The organism is Nonomuraea deserti, assembly GCF_004348685.1.
In the GTDB taxonomy this organism is placed as follows: Bacteria; Actinomycetota; Actinomycetes; order Streptosporangiales; family Streptosporangiaceae; genus Nonomuraea; species Nonomuraea deserti.
This window is the reverse complement of the sequence record NZ_SMKO01000115.1, coordinates 1-19,250: the sequence shown is the minus strand read 5'-3', so window position 1 is coordinate 19,250 and position 19,250 is coordinate 1. Positions and strand designations below refer to the sequence as shown.

The 19,250-nt window shown below is 69.9% G+C and carries 15 protein-coding genes and 2 rRNA genes; all 17 read right to left on the bottom strand.

Annotation, left to right across the window (positions count from 1 at the left end; translation table 11 throughout):
* Positions 1 to 59: 59 nt before the first annotated feature.
* On the bottom strand, positions 60 to 1,412 hold the full coding sequence (obgE, locus tag E1292_RS32095; RefSeq protein WP_132599678.1) for a GTPase ObgE: 1,353 nt from the start codon (positions 1,410 to 1,412) through the stop codon (positions 60 to 62).
* 183 nt (positions 1,413 to 1,595) lie between these two features.
* Positions 1,596 to 1,853 carry a 50S ribosomal protein L27 gene (gene rpmA / locus E1292_RS32090; protein WP_132516546.1) on the bottom strand — a complete coding sequence of 86 codons (258 nt, stop codon included), beginning with the start codon at positions 1,851 to 1,853 and terminating at the stop codon, positions 1,596 to 1,598.
* A 15-nt stretch (positions 1,854 to 1,868) separates the two neighbouring features.
* On the bottom strand, positions 1,869 to 2,171 hold the full coding sequence (gene rplU / locus E1292_RS32085) for a 50S ribosomal protein L21 (protein ID WP_049575732.1): 303 nt from the start codon (positions 2,169 to 2,171) through the stop codon (positions 1,869 to 1,871).
* 222 nt (positions 2,172 to 2,393) lie between these two features.
* Complete coding sequence (locus tag E1292_RS32080) at positions 2,394 to 5,615, bottom strand: Rne/Rng family ribonuclease (protein WP_342775726.1); 3,222 nt, start codon at positions 5,613 to 5,615, stop codon at positions 2,394 to 2,396.
* A gap of 318 nt (positions 5,616 to 5,933) precedes the next feature.
* Positions 5,934 to 6,686, bottom strand: coding sequence for a TIGR03936 family radical SAM-associated protein (locus tag E1292_RS32075; protein ID WP_246090480.1), 753 nt, complete (start codon positions 6,684 to 6,686; stop codon positions 5,934 to 5,936).
* Between the two features lie 153 nt (positions 6,687 to 6,839).
* On the bottom strand, positions 6,840 to 8,750 hold the full coding sequence (locus E1292_RS32070) for a TIGR03960 family B12-binding radical SAM protein (RefSeq protein WP_132599674.1): 1,911 nt from the start codon (positions 8,748 to 8,750) through the stop codon (positions 6,840 to 6,842).
* Positions 8,751 to 8,819: 69 nt separating this feature from the next.
* Positions 8,820 to 9,986, bottom strand: coding sequence for a rod shape-determining protein RodA (gene rodA, locus E1292_RS32065; protein ID WP_132599672.1), 1,167 nt, complete (start codon positions 9,984 to 9,986; stop codon positions 8,820 to 8,822).
* Positions 9,983 to 12,028, bottom strand: a complete 2,046-nt coding sequence (gene mrdA / locus E1292_RS32060; protein ID WP_132599670.1) for a penicillin-binding protein 2 — start codon at positions 12,026 to 12,028, stop codon at positions 9,983 to 9,985. Before mrdA ends, rodA begins: the two co-directional genes overlap by 4 nt.
* Positions 12,025 to 12,489 carry a rod shape-determining protein MreD gene (gene mreD, locus E1292_RS32055; protein WP_132599668.1) on the bottom strand — a complete coding sequence of 155 codons (465 nt, stop codon included), beginning with the start codon at positions 12,487 to 12,489 and terminating at the stop codon, positions 12,025 to 12,027. Before mreD ends, mrdA begins: the two co-directional genes overlap by 4 nt.
* A gap of 310 nt (positions 12,490 to 12,799) precedes the next feature.
* Positions 12,800 to 13,678 carry a rod shape-determining protein MreC gene (mreC, locus tag E1292_RS32050; protein ID WP_132599666.1) on the bottom strand — a complete coding sequence of 293 codons (879 nt, stop codon included), beginning with the start codon at positions 13,676 to 13,678 and terminating at the stop codon, positions 12,800 to 12,802.
* Positions 13,678 to 14,709 (bottom strand): rod shape-determining protein, encoded by a 1,032-nt coding sequence (locus E1292_RS32045; RefSeq protein ID WP_132520011.1) that lies wholly within the window; start codon positions 14,707 to 14,709, stop codon positions 13,678 to 13,680. Before E1292_RS32045 ends, mreC begins: the two co-directional genes overlap by 1 nt.
* Before the next feature lie 318 nt (positions 14,710 to 15,027).
* Complete coding sequence (gene ndk / locus E1292_RS32040) at positions 15,028 to 15,438, bottom strand: nucleoside-diphosphate kinase (RefSeq protein WP_020546379.1); 411 nt, start codon at positions 15,436 to 15,438, stop codon at positions 15,028 to 15,030.
* A 138-nt stretch (positions 15,439 to 15,576) separates the two neighbouring features.
* Positions 15,577 to 17,151, bottom strand: coding sequence for a hypothetical protein (locus tag E1292_RS32035; RefSeq protein WP_132599664.1), 1,575 nt, complete (start codon positions 17,149 to 17,151; stop codon positions 15,577 to 15,579).
* An 11-nt stretch (positions 17,152 to 17,162) separates the two neighbouring features.
* Complete coding sequence (locus E1292_RS32030; protein ID WP_132599701.1) at positions 17,163 to 17,504, bottom strand: DUF4233 domain-containing protein; 342 nt, start codon at positions 17,502 to 17,504, stop codon at positions 17,163 to 17,165.
* A complete protein-coding gene (locus E1292_RS32025) occupies positions 17,504 to 18,793 on the bottom strand; it encodes a bifunctional folylpolyglutamate synthase/dihydrofolate synthase (RefSeq protein ID WP_132599699.1) in 1,290 nt (429 codons plus the stop codon). Before E1292_RS32025 ends, E1292_RS32030 begins: the two co-directional genes overlap by 1 nt.
* A gap of 144 nt (positions 18,794 to 18,937) precedes the next feature.
* Positions 18,938 to 19,054 (bottom strand): 5S ribosomal RNA (gene rrf / locus E1292_RS32020).
* Positions 19,055 to 19,136: 82 nt separating this feature from the next.
* Positions 19,137 to 19,250, bottom strand: a 23S ribosomal RNA gene (locus E1292_RS32015); the annotation flags it as partial.

Below are 19,250 nucleotides of genomic sequence, written 5' to 3'. Positions count from 1 at the left end.
CGCCCACCACCGCCCCCGCGCGGACACTCGCCCGGCAGGGACGGTAACGGGCGCATGGCCTATCCGAGGCGGCTGTCGGAGCCCCTCGGGCCCTGCCGGATCGACTCGGCGTGGAGCGTGGGCTGCCAGTCGAAGACGTAGCCACCCTCCATGGGCCCGATGACCACCTCGACCCCCGCACGGGCACCGGCCTTCGCCAGCTCCTCCTCGACCCCGAGCCGTTCGAGCCGGTCGGCGAGGTAGCCCACGGCCTCGTCGTTGCTGAAGTCGGTCTGCCTGATCCACCGCTCCGGCTTCTCGCCGGTGACCTGGAACAGGTTGTCGTTGACCCGCCGCACCCGGAACCCGGCGTCCCCGAACTGCCGGGGCCGGATCACCAGCCGCGTGGGCTCCTCGACCGGCTTGGCGGCCCTGGCCGCGGCCACCCACTCGCCCATGGCGAACGTGAGCTCGCGCAGTCCGTCGTGCGTGGCGGCCGAGATCGTGAAGACCCTCAGCCCTCGCGCCTCGAAATCCGGGGTGACCATCTCGGCCAGTTCCCTGGCGTCGGGCACGTCGGCCTTGTTGAGGACGACCAGCCGCGGCCGGTCGTCGAGCTTTCCGTACGCCCGCAGCTCCGCTTCGATCACTTCGTAGTCGGTGATCGGATCGCGCCCGGGCTCCATGGTGGCGCAGTCGATGACGTGCACGAGCATGTCGCACCGCTCGACGTGGCGCAGGAACTCGTGCCCGAGCCCCTTGCCCTGCGACGCCCCGGGAATCAGCCCGGGCACGTCGGCGACGGTGAACACGGTGTCGCCGGCCGTCACCACGCCCAGGTTGGGGATGAGGGTGGTGAACGGGTAGTCGGCGATCTTGGGCTTGGCCGCGCTCAGCGCGGCGATCAACGACGACTTCCCGGCGCTGGGGAACCCGACCAGCGCCACGTCGGCGACGCTCTTGAGCTCCAGCATGACGTCGAGCTCGTCGCCCGGCTCGCCGAGCAGCGCGAACCCGGGCGCCTTGCGCCGGGTGGTGGCCAGCGCCGCGTTGCCGAGTCCGCCGTGCCCGCCCTGGGCGATCACGTAGCGCGTCCCGACTCCCACGAGGTCGACCAGCACCTCGCCCGTGGCGCTGTCCCTCACCACCGTGCCGTTGGGCACCGGCAGGACCACGTCGTCGCCGTTGGCACCGTCGCGGTTGGACCCCTGGCCCTGCTTGCCGTTCGCCGCCTTGCGGTGCGGGCGGTGGTGGTAGTCGAGCAGGGTCGCGGTGTTGGGGTCGACCTCGAGGATGACGTCGCCACCCCGCCCGCCGTTGCCCCCGTCGGGGCCGCCGAGCGGCTTGAACTTCTCCCGGTGGATGGAGGCGCACCCGTTCCCCCCGTCACCGGCCTTTATGTGCAGGACCACCTGGTCCACGAAGTCCGGCATCAAGCACCCTCTCCATCACCCCGGCAGGGGCATCTCCACTACATCAACGAGCCCGGCGGCAGTCCTCACGCCGGGCGATCGCCTGTTCAACAAGCGCGGGGCCGCAGAACATCCCCGGAAAACGCCAAGGGGTGGATCGACACTCGATCGATCCACCCCTTGGATGCGAAACCCGAGAGGAAACTACTCCGTGACGGGAACGATGCTGACGGCCCGGCGCCCGCGCTTGACACCGAACTGCACGTGACCGGCGGCCAGCGCGAACAGCGTGTCGTCGCCGCCACGCCCCACGTTGTCGCCGGGGTGGAAGTGGGTGCCACGCTGGCGGACGATGATCTCGCCCGCGTTGACCAGCTGGCCGCCGAAGCGCTTGACGCCCAGGCGCTGAGCGTTGGAGTCACGGCCGTTCCGGGTGGACGACGCGCCCTTCTTGTGTGCCATCTCTCAAACTCCCGATCAGGCCTGGTCGATACCGGTGATCTTCACCTGGGTGTACCGCTGGCGGTGACCCTGGCGCTTCTTGTAACCGGTCTTGTTCTTGTACTTGAGAATGCGGATCTTGGGGCCCTTGGTCTCGCCGAGGATCTCGGCGCTGACCGTGAACTTGCCCGCCTCCGTGGTCACATCGCCGTCGTTGACGACGAGCACCGTCGGCAGCGAAACCGAAGAGCCGACCTCGCCGGCGACCTTGTCCACCTCGAGGACGTCACCGACGGAGACCTTCTGCTGCCTGCCGCCGCAACGAACGATCGCGTACACCGCGGAACCCTTCTACTGACTCACTGTTGCACTGCGAACCCCGGCCACCCCGCGCGGGAATGGCCGCTGACTCCGAATGCTGCGCCTGTCATTCGGCCTGTCAAAACCGACGAACCGAGTAAGCGCGCCAACAGGGCACGTCACCTGACGCACCGATTCACCAGGGTACCGGATTAACGGCGCCCTAGGCGAACCGGACGGAACGTCGGAAGTCTGCCGAGGTTACTCGGCTGACTTGGCTCGGCGGGAGCGTCTCCGCCCCCTGCCGGAAGTCTGGCTGGCTTGGTCATCCTCAGCGGGGACTTCTTCAAGCGCACCGGTCACAGTATCACGCTTGCCGGAGTCCTTCGCCGCGGAAACCTTGTCGGCGACCGCCTTCTCGACGGCCATCTTGCCCTGCGTGCCGCGCGGTTCCGGCTTGGTCTCGACCGGCTCCGTGGAGATGATCAGGCCGCGCCCGTTGCAGCAGTCGCAGACCGTCGAGAACGCCTCCAGCAGGCCCTGACCGACCCGCTTACGGGTCATCTGGACCAGCCCCAGCGAGGTCACCTCGGCCACCTGGTGCTTGGTCCTGTCGCGGGCCAGGCACTCCAGCATGCGCCGCAGCACGAGATCGCGGTTGGACTCGAGCACCATGTCGATGAAGTCGATGACGATGATGCCGCCGATGTCGCGGAGCCTGAGCTGGCGGACGATCTCCTCGGCCGCCTCCAGGTTGTTGCGCGTGACGGTCTCTTCGAGGTTGCCGCCCTGGCCGGTGAACTTGCCGGTGTTGACGTCGACGACGGTCATCGCCTCGGTGCGGTCGATCACCAGGGAGCCGCCGCTCGGCAGCCACACCTTGCGCTCCAGCGCCTTGCCGAGCTGCTCGTCGATCCGGTACGACTCGAACACGTCGCCCTGGCCGGCGTCCCACTTCGACAGGCGCTCGCCCAGATGCGGCGCGACGTACTTCACGTACTCGTCGACGGTGTCCCAGGCGTCGCCGCCCTGCACGACCAGCGAGGTGAAGTCCTCGTTGAACACGTCACGCACGACCCTGATCGTCAGGTCGGGCTCGGCGGACAGCAGCTCGGGCGGGCTGGCCGACTTGGCCTTCTTCTGGATGTTCTCCCACTGCGCGGACAGGCGGGCCACGTCGCGCGCCAGCTCGTCCTCCGAGGCGCCCTCGGCGGCGGTGCGCACGATCACGCCGGCGTTCTCCGGCATGACCTTCTTCAGGATGCTCTTGAGCCGCGCGCGCTCCTTGTCGGGCAGCTTGCGGCTGATGCCGGTCATCGACCCGTCGGGGACGTACACCAGATAGCGGCCTGGCAGGCTGATCTGCGACGTGAGCCGCGCGCCCTTGTGCCCGATCGGGTCCTTCGTGACCTGGACGAGCACCGACTGGCCCGACTTCAGCGCCGACTCGATGCGCTTCGGCTGGCCTTCGAGACCTGCCGTGTCGAAGTTCACCTCACCGGCGTACAGGACGGCGTTCCTGCCCTTGCCGATGTCCACGAACGCCGCCTCCATCGAGGGCAGCACGTTCTGGACCTTGCCGAGATAGACGTTGCCGACGTAGGACTGGCTGGCCTCGCGGTTGACGTAGTGCTCGACGAGCACGCCGTCCTCCAGCACCGCGATCTGGGTGCGGTCGCCCTGCCTGCGCACCACCATCATCCGGTCGACGGACTCGCGGCGGGCCAGAAACTCCGACTCCGTGATGATCGGCGGGCGCCTGCGCCCGAGCTCGCGCCCCTCGCGGCGGCGCTGCTTCTTGGCCTCGAGCCTGGTCGAGCCGCGCACACTCTGCACGCCGTCGGTGGCGGTGTCGAGCCCGGCCGAACGTCCCGAGCGCGGCGCTCGGATGCGCACCACCGTGTTCGGGGGGTCGTCGCCCGCCGGCTCCACGCCCTCGTCCGTGCCACGGCGCCGACGCCGGCGACGGCGGCGCGAGCCGGAAGCCTCCTCTTCCTGGGCCTCCTCGCTCTGCCCCTCGTCGGAGTCCTCTTCCTGCTCGTCGGCGTCCTCGGACTCGTCACGCTCCCGTGACTTGCCGCGGCCCCTGCCACCCCGACGGCGGCGACGGCGGCGGCCGCCGCCCTCCTCTTCCTGCTCGTCGGAGGTGTCGGTGTCGGGCTCGTCCTCGGTCGCGGTCTCGTCGACCGGCTCCTCGGCCTCCTCCGGCTCGGCGACCGGCTGCGGCGGCTCCGCCCGCCTGGTGGCGGCGGGCTTGGCCCTGCTGGGGTCGGGCGCCTGGAAGAGCGGCGCGAAGATGGCCGCGGGCCGCTGGAACGCGGCGCCCGGCTCGTCCTGCCTGCGCGCGGTCAGCCCGAACGGGTCGGCGAGCAGGCTCGGGCGGTCGACGTCCTCGTCGAGGTCCTCGCCCGCGGGCTCGTCGTCGAGCGGCTCGTCCTCGGGCAGGATCTCGATGATGTCCTCGTCGTCCTCCGTGTCGGCGGCCGTGTCGGCGGCCGTGTCGGTGGCCGCGAAAGGCGCCACGTCCACGCCGGAGGGCGCCACCTCGACGTCGCCCCCGGAACGCGCAGCCCTGGAACGCTCGGCTCCCGATGCCGTGGCCGACGAGCCCTCGGCCTGGGACACCGTCCCGGCGCCGGCCCGTGCGTCCTCGGCCTGGGCCGCCGTCCGCGCGCCGGCCTGCGAGACCTCGGCCTCGCCTGCCGCCACGGCGGCGACGTCAGCTGCCAGGTCCTCGGTGTCACGGCCACCGGCGCCCTCGTCCGTGCCGAACGGGGCGGCGGCCTCGGCACCGCCTGTGGGCGCGCCCACCGCGGCCGCGCCGCCGGCGGGCGTCACGTCGTCCTGCTCTTCGGCGACCGCGCCGGATTCGGGCTCAGCCTTTTTGCGGGTCCTGCGCCGCTTCGCCGGGGCCTCATCGGCGGGAGCCGCGCTCTCGGGGAGCGCTCCCGCCTCTTCGGCCTGCGCCTCAGCGGCCTTCTTCGTGGTACGCCGGCGCGTCGTCGTGGCCGTGGACCGGGTCCGCGTGGCCCTCTTGGGCTTCTCCTCAGCCGGGCTCTCCGGGGCACCGGCACCCGAGCCGGCGCCAGCGACACCGGCGGCGCTCATCCCGCCACCGTCCGTGCCAGGAGCTCCGGCGACCGTGCCACCGGCTGCGTCATCGACCGTGCCACCGGCGCCTGCGGCCGCGCCGGCCGTGTCACCGACGCTCCGGACTCCGCCGGCCGTGTCACCGACGCTCCGGACTCCGCCGGCCGTGTCGCCGGTGCTCGGAGCTCCGCCGGCCGTGTCAGCGACACCGGCCGGGCCCGACGCTCCAGCGACCTCCCCGGCCGTGCCGGGACGGTCCGCGCTCGAAGCGGTCGTGCTCGCGGCAGTCGTGGGCGCAGCCGTCGTGGCGGCGGCCTCCGCGAGGATCTCGGGTGCGGGCTCACCGGCGGCACGCTGCACGGCGTTGACCTGGACCGGCTGCACCTCAGCCACCGACGGCGCCGCCTGCGCGGCTACCACGGTGACCGGAACGGAGGTCGGTTCGTCGGGCTCCGGCGGCGGACCCGCGGGCCGGCTGGCGGAACGGCGACGCGTGGTCACCTCTGGCTGTTCAATTGTCTCCCCGTCAGGGCCAGTGGCCCCGGCGTTGGGCTCGTTGTCGAGCATGCGGGCGCTCTCCCGTCAGCTCCCGGGCGCGTCGCCGCGCCGCGCAGGAGCCCTCGTGTCTCGTTGTCCGCCGGCTCCCCCGATGAGGGGGCGCCGACGCCAAGTCCTGTCAACGGTCGTGCCCGGCTCGCACAGGGCACTCCCTTAACCGGCGACGTGCTCACCCGCCGGTCCCGCCTCGCCGCCGCGCGTCGTGTCGCGGTCCAGGTCGAGCGGGTCGGCAAGCGCACCGGTGCTGGCGTCGAGCGGCCCCTGCGCCAGCCTGGTCACCTCGGGGGGAACCGGCGGCGCGAAGTCGGCCACAAGGCGCAGCCCTGTGAGCACATCGTCGGGTCGAACGGCAGGCGTCATGTGCCGAACAACCATGCGCAGTATGACACACGGTCGTCCCTGCACCTGAGCTGCGGTTCTGTCTGTTCCCTCGGACACCACGAGCCTCAGGACGGCCTCCCGCGCGTCGAAGCGGCGGGGGCCCTTCTTGGTGAGGCGCTCGACGTCCACCGTGCTTGCCGCGAGAAACTTCTCCACCGCCACCTCGGCGAGCTCGCGGTCGGCACCGGGCAGCCGCACCTCCCAGTCGGAGACCTCCAAGCGGTCGGCCAGACCACCAGGCCCCGCCTCCACAACGTCGAGCACGTCGAGCCCGGGCGGCAACGACCCGTCGAGGCCGAGTTTGACCTGCTCCGGAACGCACGGCGTGGTAACACCGATCTCGAGGTATTCGGCTTCGCTGGCGACGCCGGTCGGCGCCGCGCCCGCGTAGGAGATCTTCGGGTGAGGCGAGAAGCCCGCGCTGTAGGCCACCGGAATGCCGGCACGGCGGACCGCTCTTTCGACGGCCCGCGAGATGTCGCGGTGGCTGGTGAAGCGCAGGCGGCCGCGCTTGGCGTAACGCACACGCAGGCGCTGCACCGTGGGCGCGGGCGGAGGCCCTTCGGGAACAGGTTTCAGAGCTTGTCGTCCTTCCCTTGTAAGAGTTCCTTCCACTCAGGATAAGCCGCGCCGACGTGTGTACGTGTACGCCGTGACACGGCTCGCCCACTGAGCGCGCTAAACCACCGTCAGAGGAAGGAGTTTTCGCCCGGTAGGGCCGATCTGAATTTCCGTCCCCATGGTGGGGCAGACCCCGCAGTCGTAGCACGGGGTCCAGCGGCAGTCTTCGACCTCGCCGCCGGTAACGGCCTCCTGCCAGTCCTGCCAGAGCCATTCGCGGTCGAGCCCGGCGTCGAGATGGTCCCACGGGAGGACTTCGTTCTCTTCCCGCTCGCGCGTGGTGTACCAGGCGACGTCGACGCCGGCCTGCTCGGCCGCCGCCATCCAGCGCTCGTAGGAGAAGTGCTCGCTCCAGCCGTCGAACCTGCCGCCGCTCTCCCAGACGGCGCGGATCACGGCGCCCACGCGGCGGTCGCCGCGCGAGAGCAGGCCCTCGACGATCGATGGTTTGCCGTCGTGGTAGCGGAAGCCGATGGCCTTGCCGTACTGCTTGTCTCCTCTGAGCGAGTCGCGCAGCGCCTTGAGCCGCCGGTCGACGGTCTCGTGGTCGGCCTGGGCAGCCCACTGGAACGGCGTGTGCGGCTTGGGCACGAAACCGCCGATGGAGACCGTGCAGCGGATGTCACGGCTGCCGGTGATGTCGCGGCCCGCCTTGATGACCTTCTTGGCCAGGTCGGCGATGCCGAGCACGTCTTCGTCCTGCTCGGTGGGCAGCCCGCACATGAAGTAGAGCTTGACCTGCCGCCACCCCTGTGAGTAGGCCGTGGTGACGGTGCGGATCAGATCTTCCTCGGTGACCATTTTGTTGATCACCTTGCGCATGCGCTCGGAGCCGCCCTCGGGCGCGAACGTCAGGCCCGAGCGCCTGCCGTTTCTGGAGAACTCGTTGGCCAGGTCGATGTTGAACGCGTCGACCCTGGTCGAGGGAAGCGACAGCGAGGTGTTGGTGCCTTCGTACCGGTCGGCCAGGCCCTTGGCGACGTCGGCGATCTCGGAGTGGTCGGCGGACGACAACGACAGCAGGCCGACCTCGTTGAAGCCGGACTCCTTGACGCCGTTCTCGACCATGGCGCCGATCGTGGTGATCGAACGCTCACGCACCGGCCGGGTGATCATGCCTGCCTGGCAGAACCGGCAACCGCGCGTGCAGCCGCGGAAGATCTCCACGCTGAACCGCTCGTGCACCGTCTCCGCCAGCGGAACCAGCGGCTTCTTCGGATAGGGCCACTCGTCGAGGTCCATCACGGTGTGCTTGTGCACCCGCCACGGCACGTCGGCCCTGTTGGGCGCGACCCGCTTGATGCGGCCGTCAGGGTGGTAGTCGACGTCGTAGAACTTGGGCACGTAGACGCCACCGGACTCGGCGAGCCGCATCAGCAGCTCGTCGCGGCCGCCGGGGCGGCCCTCCGCCTTCCACTCGCGGACGACCTCCGAGATGGCGATGGAGATCTGCTCCCCGTCGCCGAGCACGGCCGCGTCGAGGAAGTCGGCGATCGGCTCCGGGTTGAAGGCCGCGTGGCCCCCCGCGAGCACGATCGGGTCGTCGTCGCCCCTGTCGGCCGCCGTCAGCGGGATGCCGGCCAGGTCGAGCGCTGTCAGCATGTTGGTGTAGCCGAGCTCGGTCGAGAACGACACCCCGAGCACGTCGAAGGCGCGCACCGGCCGGTGCGCGTCGACGGTGAACTGCGGGATGCCCTCGGCGCGCATGAGCGCCTCGAGGTCGGGCCAGACCGCGTAGGTGCGCTCGGCCAGCGTGCCCGGCAGCTCGTTGAGGATCTCGTAGAGGATCGCCACACCCTGGTTGGGCAGGCCCACCTCGTAGGCGTCGGGATACATCAACGCCCACCGCACCTCGGCGGAGTCCCAGTCCTTGACGGTCGAGTTGAGCTCGCCCCCGACATACTGGATCGGCTTCTGCACCTTCGGCAGCAACGCTTCCAGGCGGTGGAAAATCGACTCGACAGGCATACCGTCAAGGGTAGCGGCGTTCGGACGGTGACAGGTCCGGGGCCGGTGCGCCGACCCGCCGGTGAGCCGTCAGCTGAACGAATGACCGCGCACCCTGATGGCCTGCAGCAACCCGACGGCGATGAGATTGGCGAACGTGGCCGTGCCGCCGTACGACACGAAAGGCAGCGGCAACCCCGTGATCGGCATGATCCCGATCGTCATCCCCACGTTGATGAACATCTGGAACGCGAACCAGCACACGATCGTCCCCGCGACCAGCGTCCCGAACCGGTCCTCGCACTGCCTGGCGATCTTCAGCCCGCGCAGCAGCACCACGCCGAGCAGCAGCACCACGGTGACGGACCCGAGAAAACCGAACTCCTCCCCCGCCACCGTGAAGATGAAGTCGGTGTGCTGCTCGGGCACGAACCGCCCGGTCGTCTGCCCGCCGCCCAGCAGCCCCTTGCCCAGCAGCTGCCCCGAGCCGATCGCGATCAGCGACTGCGTGCTGTTGTACCCCACCCCTCGCGGGTCCACGCTGGGGTCGACGAACGCGGTGAACCGCGCCACCTGGTACGGCTCCAGCAGCTGGAAGTAGAACACCGCGAACACGCCGGCGCCCGCCACCATCGTCAGCGCCGCGATCCACCGTTTCCGCACCCCCGCGATGATCAGCGCGGACGCCGCGATCACCGCCAGCACCATCGCCGTGCCGAGGTCGGGCTGGAGCATCACCAGCCCGATCGTGAGCGCCGCGGCGAGCAGCGCCAGCACGACGTCGAACCCGCGCGGCCGGTCGGAACCCTCCGCCGGCTGCGCCAGCAGCATCGCCGTGATCAGCAGCAGGCCCACCTTGGCGAACTCCGACGGCTGCACCGCGAACCCGCCGCCGAGCAGGATCCACGAGTGCGAGCCGTTGATCGTAGCGCCCAGCGGGGTGATCACCAGGCCCAACCCCACCAGGGACATCAGGAACACCAGCGGCGCGTACGCCCGCATCGCCCGGTGATCGATCGAGGCCACGATGCCGCACAGCACCACGCCCAGCGCCTGGTTGAGCAGGTGTTTCTTGACCAGTCCCGTCGCCCCCGGCGCCCAGGTGCGGGTGGACGACCACACCAGCAGGGTGCCGATCACGCACAGCCCGGCCACCGCGACCAGCATGAGCCCGTCGAAGCGCCGCACGGCCGAGTTCTCGCCCGCCACCCGCCGCAGCAGCGAGGGGCGCCGGACGGCGGCCGTGCGGCCCGTCATCCTCTTGCCACCGTTCCGTCAGGCGCGAACGTCGGCAGCCGCGTCGTCAACCGCCCGCCGGGCACCGCCGGGGGCCGCTTGATGCCGTATATGCCTTCGTAGATCTCGCGCGCGGCCGGCGCCGCCGCCGAGCCGCCCATCCCGCCCTGAGAGATCATGACGACCACGACGTACTGAGGGTTCTGGGTGGGCGCGAACGAGGCGAACCACGCGGTGTCCTGCTTGCCCCAGACCTCGGCGGTTCCGGTCTTGCCGCCGATGCGTACCTTGTTCATCGGGAATCCGGCGAAGGCACCCGCGGCGGTGCCGTCGGAGGGCACCTGGCTGAGCGCGTTCTTGATGTAGCGCCGCTCCTTCTCGCTGAGCGGCAGCTTGCCCACCACCGGCACGTCGATGGTCTTGACCACCTTGCCGTCGGGCCTGACCTGGGCCCACCCGATGCGCGGGCTGCGCACCTTTCCGTCGGTCACCAGCGCCATGTACGCCCTGGCCAGCTGGAGTGGCGTCACCAGCACGTCGCCCTGGCCGATGGAGAAGTTGGCCGCGTCACCCGGCCGCAGCAGGAACCCCTCGGTGCAGTTCTCCAGCGCGAGACGCTTCAGGAACTCCGCCCGCGCACGGTCCTTGACCTCCGGGTAGCCCTTACGCGACCGCTCGCAGTTGACCGCGCTGGTGCGGTTCCACAGGTCCTTCTTCCAGGCCCGGTCGGGGATGCGCCCCGACGACTCGCCCGGCAGGTCGATGCCCGTCGGCCGGCCGAAGCCGAAGGCCCTCGCCACGTTGGCGAACACCTCCTTCGGCGTCTTCTTCGGGCTGCGGCCGCCGTCTTTCGAGTACTGCTCGAACGCGGCCTGGTAGAAGATCGTGTCGCACGATTTGACCAGCGCCATGTGCAGGTCGAGCGTGCCCAGGGGGATGCCGCGGAAGTTGTTGAACGCCCGTCCGCCCACCATGACGGAGCCGGGGCAGCTGTATTTGCCGTTGAGCGGGTAGCCGGCCCGCAGCATGGAGGTCACCGACGAGACCTTGAACGTCGAACCCGGCGCGAACTGGCCGTTGATCGCCCGCGACACGAGCGGCTTGCCGGACTTCTCCGACATCAGCCACTGGTATCCGCGGGCTGAGATCCCGCCCGCCCAGATCGCCGGATCGTAGCCGGGGGCACTGGCCAGCGCCACGACCCGCCCGCTGCGAGCGTCGAGCACCACTCCGGCCCCGCCATCGGCTGCCGGCGCCGACTTCATCGCCCGCGCGAGTGCCTTCTCCACCACGTTCTGGACGCGCGAGTCGATGCTGGTGACCAGGTGGTCGCCCGGGATGGGAGTGGTCTGCTCCTCGACGCCGAGCGCCTTGCCCATCCGGTCCACCTGCACCCTGCGCAACCCCGCCTTACCGCGAAGCGCCTCGTCGTAGACGTATTCGAGCCCGTCGCGCCCGACGAGGTCCACCCCCGAGAAGCTGGCCTTGAGCCCTTCGCGCTTCTCCAGCTCCGCCTCGGTGACCGGCTGGAGGTAGCCGAGCATCTGGGCGCCGGCCCTGCCACCCGGATATTGCCTGACGGAGTGGATCTCCGCCGTCACCCCGGGAAACTCCTCCTGCCGCTCGAGGATCTGCAGCGCCTCACGGGTGTCGACCTTCTCGTCCAGCGGAACCGGTTGGTACGGCGACCCCGTCCAGCACGGCTTGGCGACCCCGGGCCCGCACGGCGTGATGCGCTGCTGCAGTTGCGCCACCGGCCTGTCGAGCACCGCGGACAGTTTGCGCAGCACCTCCACACCGCCGTCGGGCATCCTCGAGAGCCGCGTACGGTCCACGGACACGACGAGCGCGGTCTTGTTGCGCACCAGCGGCCGGCCGGACGAGTCGAGGATCTGCCCGCGCACGGCCGGCACGATCACGGTGCGCGTCCGGGTCTCCGTCGCCCGCGTCACGAACTCCTGCCCGCGCACCACCTGCACCTGCCACAGCCGCATGGCCAGCACGACGAGCAGCGTCAGCACGAGAACGTGCAGCACCAGCAGCCGGGCCCGCATCCTGATCATGTCGAGAACCTCGTCCGCCCGGCACGCGTGGTCAACCAGATCACGATCGGCGAGACCAGCAGCGTGTAGACGACGGTGACGGGCACCTGCTCGGTCAGCGTGGACATCGTCACCCGGGAATCGGAGATCAGGCCGCCCACGCCGGCCGCCAGCAGCGGCGCCATCAACACGCACAGCACGACGGTCGTCACCGGCCCGCCCGCGCCGTGCCCCGCGACGTATCCGACGAGCGCGAGCACGAACGCGTACTGGCCGAGCAGGTGCGCGGTCGGCGGCATGACGTCGACCAGCAGCCCGGCGAAGAACCCGAGCATCGCGCCCGACGCGGCCCCGCGCGACAGGGTCGTCCCGATCAGGGCGAGCAGCACCAGGTCAGGCGCGCCTCCAGCAGGCAGCGGCAGCCGGTTGACCAGCATGACCTGCGCCAGCAGCGCGATCACCACGGACAACCCCCCGATCAACGCGACCCCTCCCCACCGACCACCACATCCGACCCGGCGTACACCCCGCCCGAAGACGCCGCTCCCGCCAGAGCCTTACCGCATGACGTCTTTCCACCCCGCCCCACCAGGACCGACCCCCGAGAAGCGCACACACGCGACCCCACCGGGACCGACCTCTGAGAAGCCCTCACATCCGGCCTCAACCGAGGATCATCAGCAGGCGTCACCGCACCTGGCGGCGGAGCGATCACTTCGCCCGCTGAGGCGCCCGCACCTGGCGCCGCATCCACTCCCGGCCTCAGAACCGTCATCCCTCCCGGCGCCCCGATCACCGCGCCTTCTCCTTGGGGGGTAGCACCGCGTCACGCGGGTCGCGCCTGGGCGCCTCCACCACCACACCGACCACGTCGAGAGCCGTCAGATCCGCGTACGGCCTGGCGTAGGCGATGCGCGTCAGCTCTCCAGGCGTCGACTCCACCCTCTCGATCACCCCGACGGGCACCCCGGGCACGTACGGCCTCCCGTGCTGCGACCCGAAGCTCACGATCCGCCCGCCCCTGGTCAGCGGCGCGGTCGAGTCGAGGAGCCGGAACTGCACAAGTCGCCCGTGCTCCCCCACCCCGTGCACGACGCCGATCTCTTTGGCCCCTTCCAGCCGCGCCCCCACGGCCGAGGCGGGATCGCTGAGCAGCACCACCGTCGAGCTGTGCGCCGACGCGCGGATGACCCGCCCGACCAGCCCCTCACCGTTGAGCACGGTCATCTCCGTGCGCACCCCGTCGCTGGTGCCGACGTCGATCTGCACGGCGTCCTCGAACCCGGGCGCTCCCCGCCGGGCGACGACGTTGGCCGGCACCACCTTGTATCCGCCCGCGCCGGCCAGGCCGAGCAGTTCCTTGAGCTCCTTGGCCCGGTCGGAGTCGAGTTTGCCGACCAGCATCCCCGCCCGCAGCTTGGCGTTCTCCGATTTGAGGGCGTCGATGCGTTCCTGAGCGTCGGGCGCGGCCACCAGCGCCTGCACGAACCCGCCGATGGGGCGTACGATCCCGCCACCGAGTTGCTCCACCGTGCCGAACACGTAGGCTCCGGCCGCGCGCAGCGGGTGCAGCGGCGAGTTGTCGCCCGTGCGGTGGTCGACGGTCAGGATGACCAGCGCCGCCGCCAGCAGCGCTCCCAGGATCAGCCGGGCACGGTTGGAATCTCTCATCAGTGTCGCGACTCCGGAACCAGGACCTGCTGGAGCGCCTCGAACTCCTCCGCGCACTTGCCTGAACCGATGGCGACCGAGTCGAGCGCGTTGTCGACGAGGTGGACGGGCATGCCCGTCTCGACCTTGACCCGCTCGTCCAGCCCTCTGAGCAGGGCGCCACCGCCGGTGAGCGCGATGCCGCGGTCCATGATGTCGCCGGACAGCTCGGGCGGGCACTTGTCGAGCGTGGTCTTGACCGCGTCGACGATCGCGTTGACCGGCTCCTCGGTGGCCTTCCTGATCTCCTCGCTCGACACGATGATGGTCTTGGGCAGCCCGCTGACCAGATCGCGGCCGCGGATCTCCGCGTGCGACTCCTCGCCGTTGGGACAGGCCGAGCCGATCGCCATCTTGATCTCCTCGGCCGTGCGCTCGCCGAGCATCAGCGAGTATTCCTTCTTGGCGAACGAGATCACCGCCTGGTCGAGCTCGTCGCCGCCGATCCGGATCGACTGGCTGGTGACCACGCCGCCCATCGAGATGATCGCCACCTCGGTCGTGCCGCCGCCTACGTCGACCACCATGTTTCCGGTGGGCTCGTGCACCGGCAGCCCAGCGCCGATGGCGGCCGCCATGGGCTCCTCGATGATGTAGACCTTCCTGGCCCCCGCCTGGTATCCCGCCTCCTTCACCGCGCGCTGCTCGACGCTGGTGATGCCGCTGGGCACGGCGATGATGATGCGCGGCTTGGCGAGATGGCGGCGGCGATGCACCCTTTGGATGAAATATCGCAACATCCGCTCAGTGACGTCGAAGTCGGCGATCACACCGTCCTTCAGCGGACGAACGGCGACGATATTGCCAGGCGTACGGCCAATCATCCGCTTGGCCTCGATGCCGACCGCCACGATCTTGCCGGTGGCGGTGTTGATCGCTACGACTGACGGCTCGTTTAGCACGATGCCCCGGCCGCGCACGTAAACCAACGTGTTTGCGGTGCCCAGGTCGACCGCCATGTCGCGGCCGAGAAACGCGAGCTTGCTGCCCATGGGGAACGGAGCCCTCCGTAACGTCCAATGCGAATGACTACGGATCGAATTCGAATCGTAACGTGACGTACCCACCGATGGGCGCAATGAGCCCCCGCGCCCCACAAAAATCTCCAGCCCCTACCTCAACCGCAATTTTGCCCGGATTGCACCACAACATCCGACCGGCCGCGGGAACGCCTCAACACCCAACCGCGGGCAAGAATAAAGGAACCCTCCGACAAAATTCTGCTCGCGCCCCAGTAAAGAAACCGGCGAAAAGACCACGTGCCCGCGCAGCGAAAAGCTACGCGGGCACGGCAGGAAAGGGGGAACCGGCTAGAACCGGTCGGGGAAGAAGATCTTGATCTCCCTGGCGGCCGACTCGGGCGAGTCGGAGCCGTGCACGACGTTTTCCCCGATCTCGAGGGCGTGGTCGCCACGGATCGTGCCGGGGGCCGACTTGACCGGGTCAGTGGCGCCGGCCAGCGCGCGGAAGGCCTCGACCGCGCGCGGCCCCTCGAGCACCATGGCGACGAGCGGCCCCGAGGTGATGAACTCGACGAGCTCGCCGAAGAACGGCCGCTCGGAGTGCTCGGCGTAGTGAGCCTTCGCGGTGTCGGCGTCGAGGGTGCGCAGGTCCATCGCCACGACCTTGAGGCCCTTGCGCTCCACGCGGGCGATCACGTCACCGATGAGGCCGCGCTTTACCCCGTCGGGCTTGATCAGGACAAGAGTGCGCTCGGACACTTGATGTTCTCCTTCGAACGAAGTGGGACGCGGCGACAGGCACCGGACCGTGCCCGGTGAACGCTCCGCGGGGCACGGGCCCACGCGTCGCCATGACAGGGCACTCAGCTTACCGTCCCGCGCCAAGCCCTCGTTTCGTTACGCGGAGGCGGTGTCCTCGGGCGAATGCGCCTGTGGCGGCACCGCCGGCGGCTCGGACCGCCGCTCGTCACCCCACCGCAGCCGGCCCTCGTCGAAGGCCGACTCGGGGGGTGTCCCGGTCGGAGCACTCCCATCTGCGACCCCTCCCGCGCAGGGCTGCTCCTCCGCGCCGGCGTCCGCCCTCTCACGCGGGGCCGCTGCCTCTTCCTTCACCGGCCGCCGGGCCATCACCGACGCGAGCGCGATCACCACGACCAGCAGGAAGCCGCCGATCAACGCCCACCAGTGAAGGGCCCCGACGAAGCGGTCGACCAGCTCCTGGGCCGAGCGCACCCCGTCGAGCATCGTCATCTGCACCCCGGTGCCCAGCAGGAAACCCGCCAGCACCCCGGCGCAGCACAACGACAGCCCGTAGACCGCCGCTCCGAAGCCCACATCCTGCAACGCCGCCGCCAGCGCCACCGCCGCCCCTGCGGCGAGCAGCGTGAACGGGACCACGAGCACCAGCCCATCAGCGGCGGGCACGACCAGCCGGACCGAGCACAAGCCCGCGACCATGGCGAGCAGCCCAAGAGGCGCCAGCCACCGCCCGGCGATCCCGGCGAACAGCCGCACCGCCACAGCCGCCGCGACGGCGAGCAGCCCGGCCAACCCGAACGGAACCCACAACCCGCGCAGCCCCGGCCCCCCGAGCCCGCCCATCTCCATGAGCGTGACCTGCGCCGCGCTCGGCAGGAGCACCACGCCCACCGCCACCATCGAGTACGACAGCGTACGGTTCCGTGGCGGCCCGAAGGAGGCCAGCACCAGCAGCCCGACGACCGCCAGGCCGGCCAGCGCGATGACCGGGATCGCCCGCCAGCCTTCGTTCGCGGTGCTGATCGCCATGATGGCGATGCCCGCCGCGGGCGCGACGGCCAGCAGCAGCCTGCCGCGGTCCTCGTCGTCGGCCGCCTGCGTGGAAGGCCGGCCGAGCACCATCCACCCCACGAGGTGAACGGCGGCCAGAGCGAGCGCCACCCCCGTCACCAACGGGTAGGGCTGCAACGTCACCTTCCAGCTGCTCACCGCGTCGAGGGGCCAGAGCGCCAGCGCCTGGGCCGCCAGCAGGCTCAGACTGAACATGCCCACCCACAGGGCGCGCAGCACCCGCGCCCGATCCCAGACGGCCACGAGCGTCGCGGGCAGGATCAGGCCCGCGCCGATGCCGCGCACCACGCGCACCGCTCCGACCAGCAGCTCAGACCCGGCGTAGCCGCCCGCGGCGTCGGACAGCGCCACCAGCGCCAGCCCGGCGAGCAAGAGGTGCGCGGCCTTCACCCGGCGCAACGCCACGGAGGCGAGCGGCACGGTGAGCATCAGCGCGGGCAGGGCGAGCCCGTGGGTGCGCATGAGCCCGATCTGGTCGATGTCGCCGGGCAGCAGCTTGGCGACGACGGAGAGCGTGTTGGGGATCGCGACGATCGCCAGCGGCAGCGCGGCCACGACGACGAGCCCGAGCACGGCATCGAGCAGCCATGGAAGCCTGGGGCCAGCCGGATGCGGCGACCGATGGATCGGGGGGACGGCCATGTAGGCCGACTTTAGCGGGTAGTAGCGCCTTCGACACGGCGAGCGACGATAATCGCTGTGATCCACAGTGCGGCGAAGATCGCCCCGAGGAAGAACATCGCCGGCACGAGGAAGCCCGTGCAGATGGCCAGCACCTGGACGACGCTGCCAAGGACGTAGCCGAAGGGCTTCTTGAGCAGGCCCGAGGCGACCACGCACAACACGGCCAGGCCGATGCCGACGGTGACCGCGAGCCACGGCTCGACCCCGCCGACGCCGATCGCCACGGGCGTGATCAGCCCGGCGACGATCGCCTCCATGCCGAGCACGCTGGCGCCGAGCCGCCGCATCCCTGGGGTGACCTCGAAGTTCATCACGAACCATCCGCTTTCAACAGCAGCCGCGCATCTCCCGCGGTGACCACGGACCCGGTGATGAGCACGCCGGTGCCGCTGAACTCACCCTCGGCGTCGGCGATGCCGATGCCCTTGTCGATGGCGTCGTCGAGACGGTCGACGACGTGCACGCGCTCCTCGCCGAAGAGCGGCACCGCCAGGGATCCCAGCTCCTGCGGTGTCATCGACCGGGGAGAGGAGTTCCGCGTGACGATGATCTCGTCGAGGACCGGCTCAAGCAGCTCCAGCAAGGCGTCGACGTCCTTGTCGCGCATGACCGCCACCACACCGATGACCTTGGCGAAGTCGAACGCCTCGTGCAGCCCCTCCAGCGTCGCCTGCATGCCGGCGGGATTGTGGGCGGCGTCGACAACGACCGCCGGCGTGCGCCGCACGACTTCCATCCGCCCCGGCGAGGCGACCTCAGCGAACGCCTGGCGCACGAGGTCGACGTCGAGCGGGTCGTCGCCCCCGGTCAGCGCCTCGACGGCGGCCAGCGCGCAGACGGCGTTGCCGGCCTGATGGGCGCCGTAGAGCGGTAGATAGACCTCGTCGTAGACGCCCTTGAGCCCGCGCAGCGTGAGCAGTTGCCCGCCGAGCGCCACCTCACGGTTGAGCACCCCGAACTCGAGCCCCTCCCGCGCCACGACGGCGCCGACGTCGGCCGCGCGCCTCATGAGCACCTCGGCGGCCGGCAACTCCTGCTGGGCGAACACGGCGGTGGAGCCGGGCTTGATGATGCCCGCCTTCTCCGCCGCGATGCTGGGGATGTCGGGCCCGAGCCGATCGGTGTGGTCGAGCGAGATGGGCGTGATCACGGCCACGGTGCCGTCCGCGACGTTGGTGGCGTCCCAGGACCCGCCCATTCCTGCCTCGACGACCGCGACATCGACCGGCGTGTCGGCGAACGCCGCGAACGCCATCGCCGTCAGCAACTCGAAGAACTGGATGCGCCGCCCCTGCGTGTCGGTCAGTTCGACATACGGGATGATCTCCTCGTAGACCTCGGCGAACCGTTCCTCACTCAGCGGCGCACCGTCAACGGTGATCCGCTCGCGCATCGACACCAGGTGCGGGCTGGTGAACCGCCCCACCCGCAGGTTGCGCTCCCTGAGGAGCGCCTCTGCCAGCCGCGCCGTGCTCGTCTTGCCGTTGGTGCCGGCAATGTGTATGACGGGGTACGCCCGCTGCGGGGAGCCGAGCACATCAACTAGGGCCGCGATCCTGTCGAGCGTCGGCTCGAAATCCCATTCGACGCCACGCTCCATGATCGCGCGTTCTACCGCACGATAATCCACACCTCAACCCTACTGACCGCCACCACCGCTCACGACGCGGCCCGAGCGCGGAGGTTCCCCAACGCAAAAGAGGGGGTTTCGACGCGCTCGGCGTCGAAACCCCCTCCAAAAATTGTCCGGCGGTGACCTACTCTCCCACACCCTCCCGAGTGCAGTACCATCGGCGCAGAGAAGCTTAACTTCCGGGTTCGGAATGTAACCGGGTGTTTCCTTCCCGCCATAACCGCCGTAACCCCATGAAACACCAAACGACACCGTTTGCTGCCTCAGAATTGCCTAGTGGACGCGAGCAAAAACTCTGAAAGTATGCTTTGTGGTCAAGTCCTCGGCCTATTAGTACCGGTCAGCTCCACACGTTACCGTGCTTCCACACCCGGCCTATCAACCCGGTCGTCTACCGGGAGCCTTACCCCCTCACAGGGTGGGA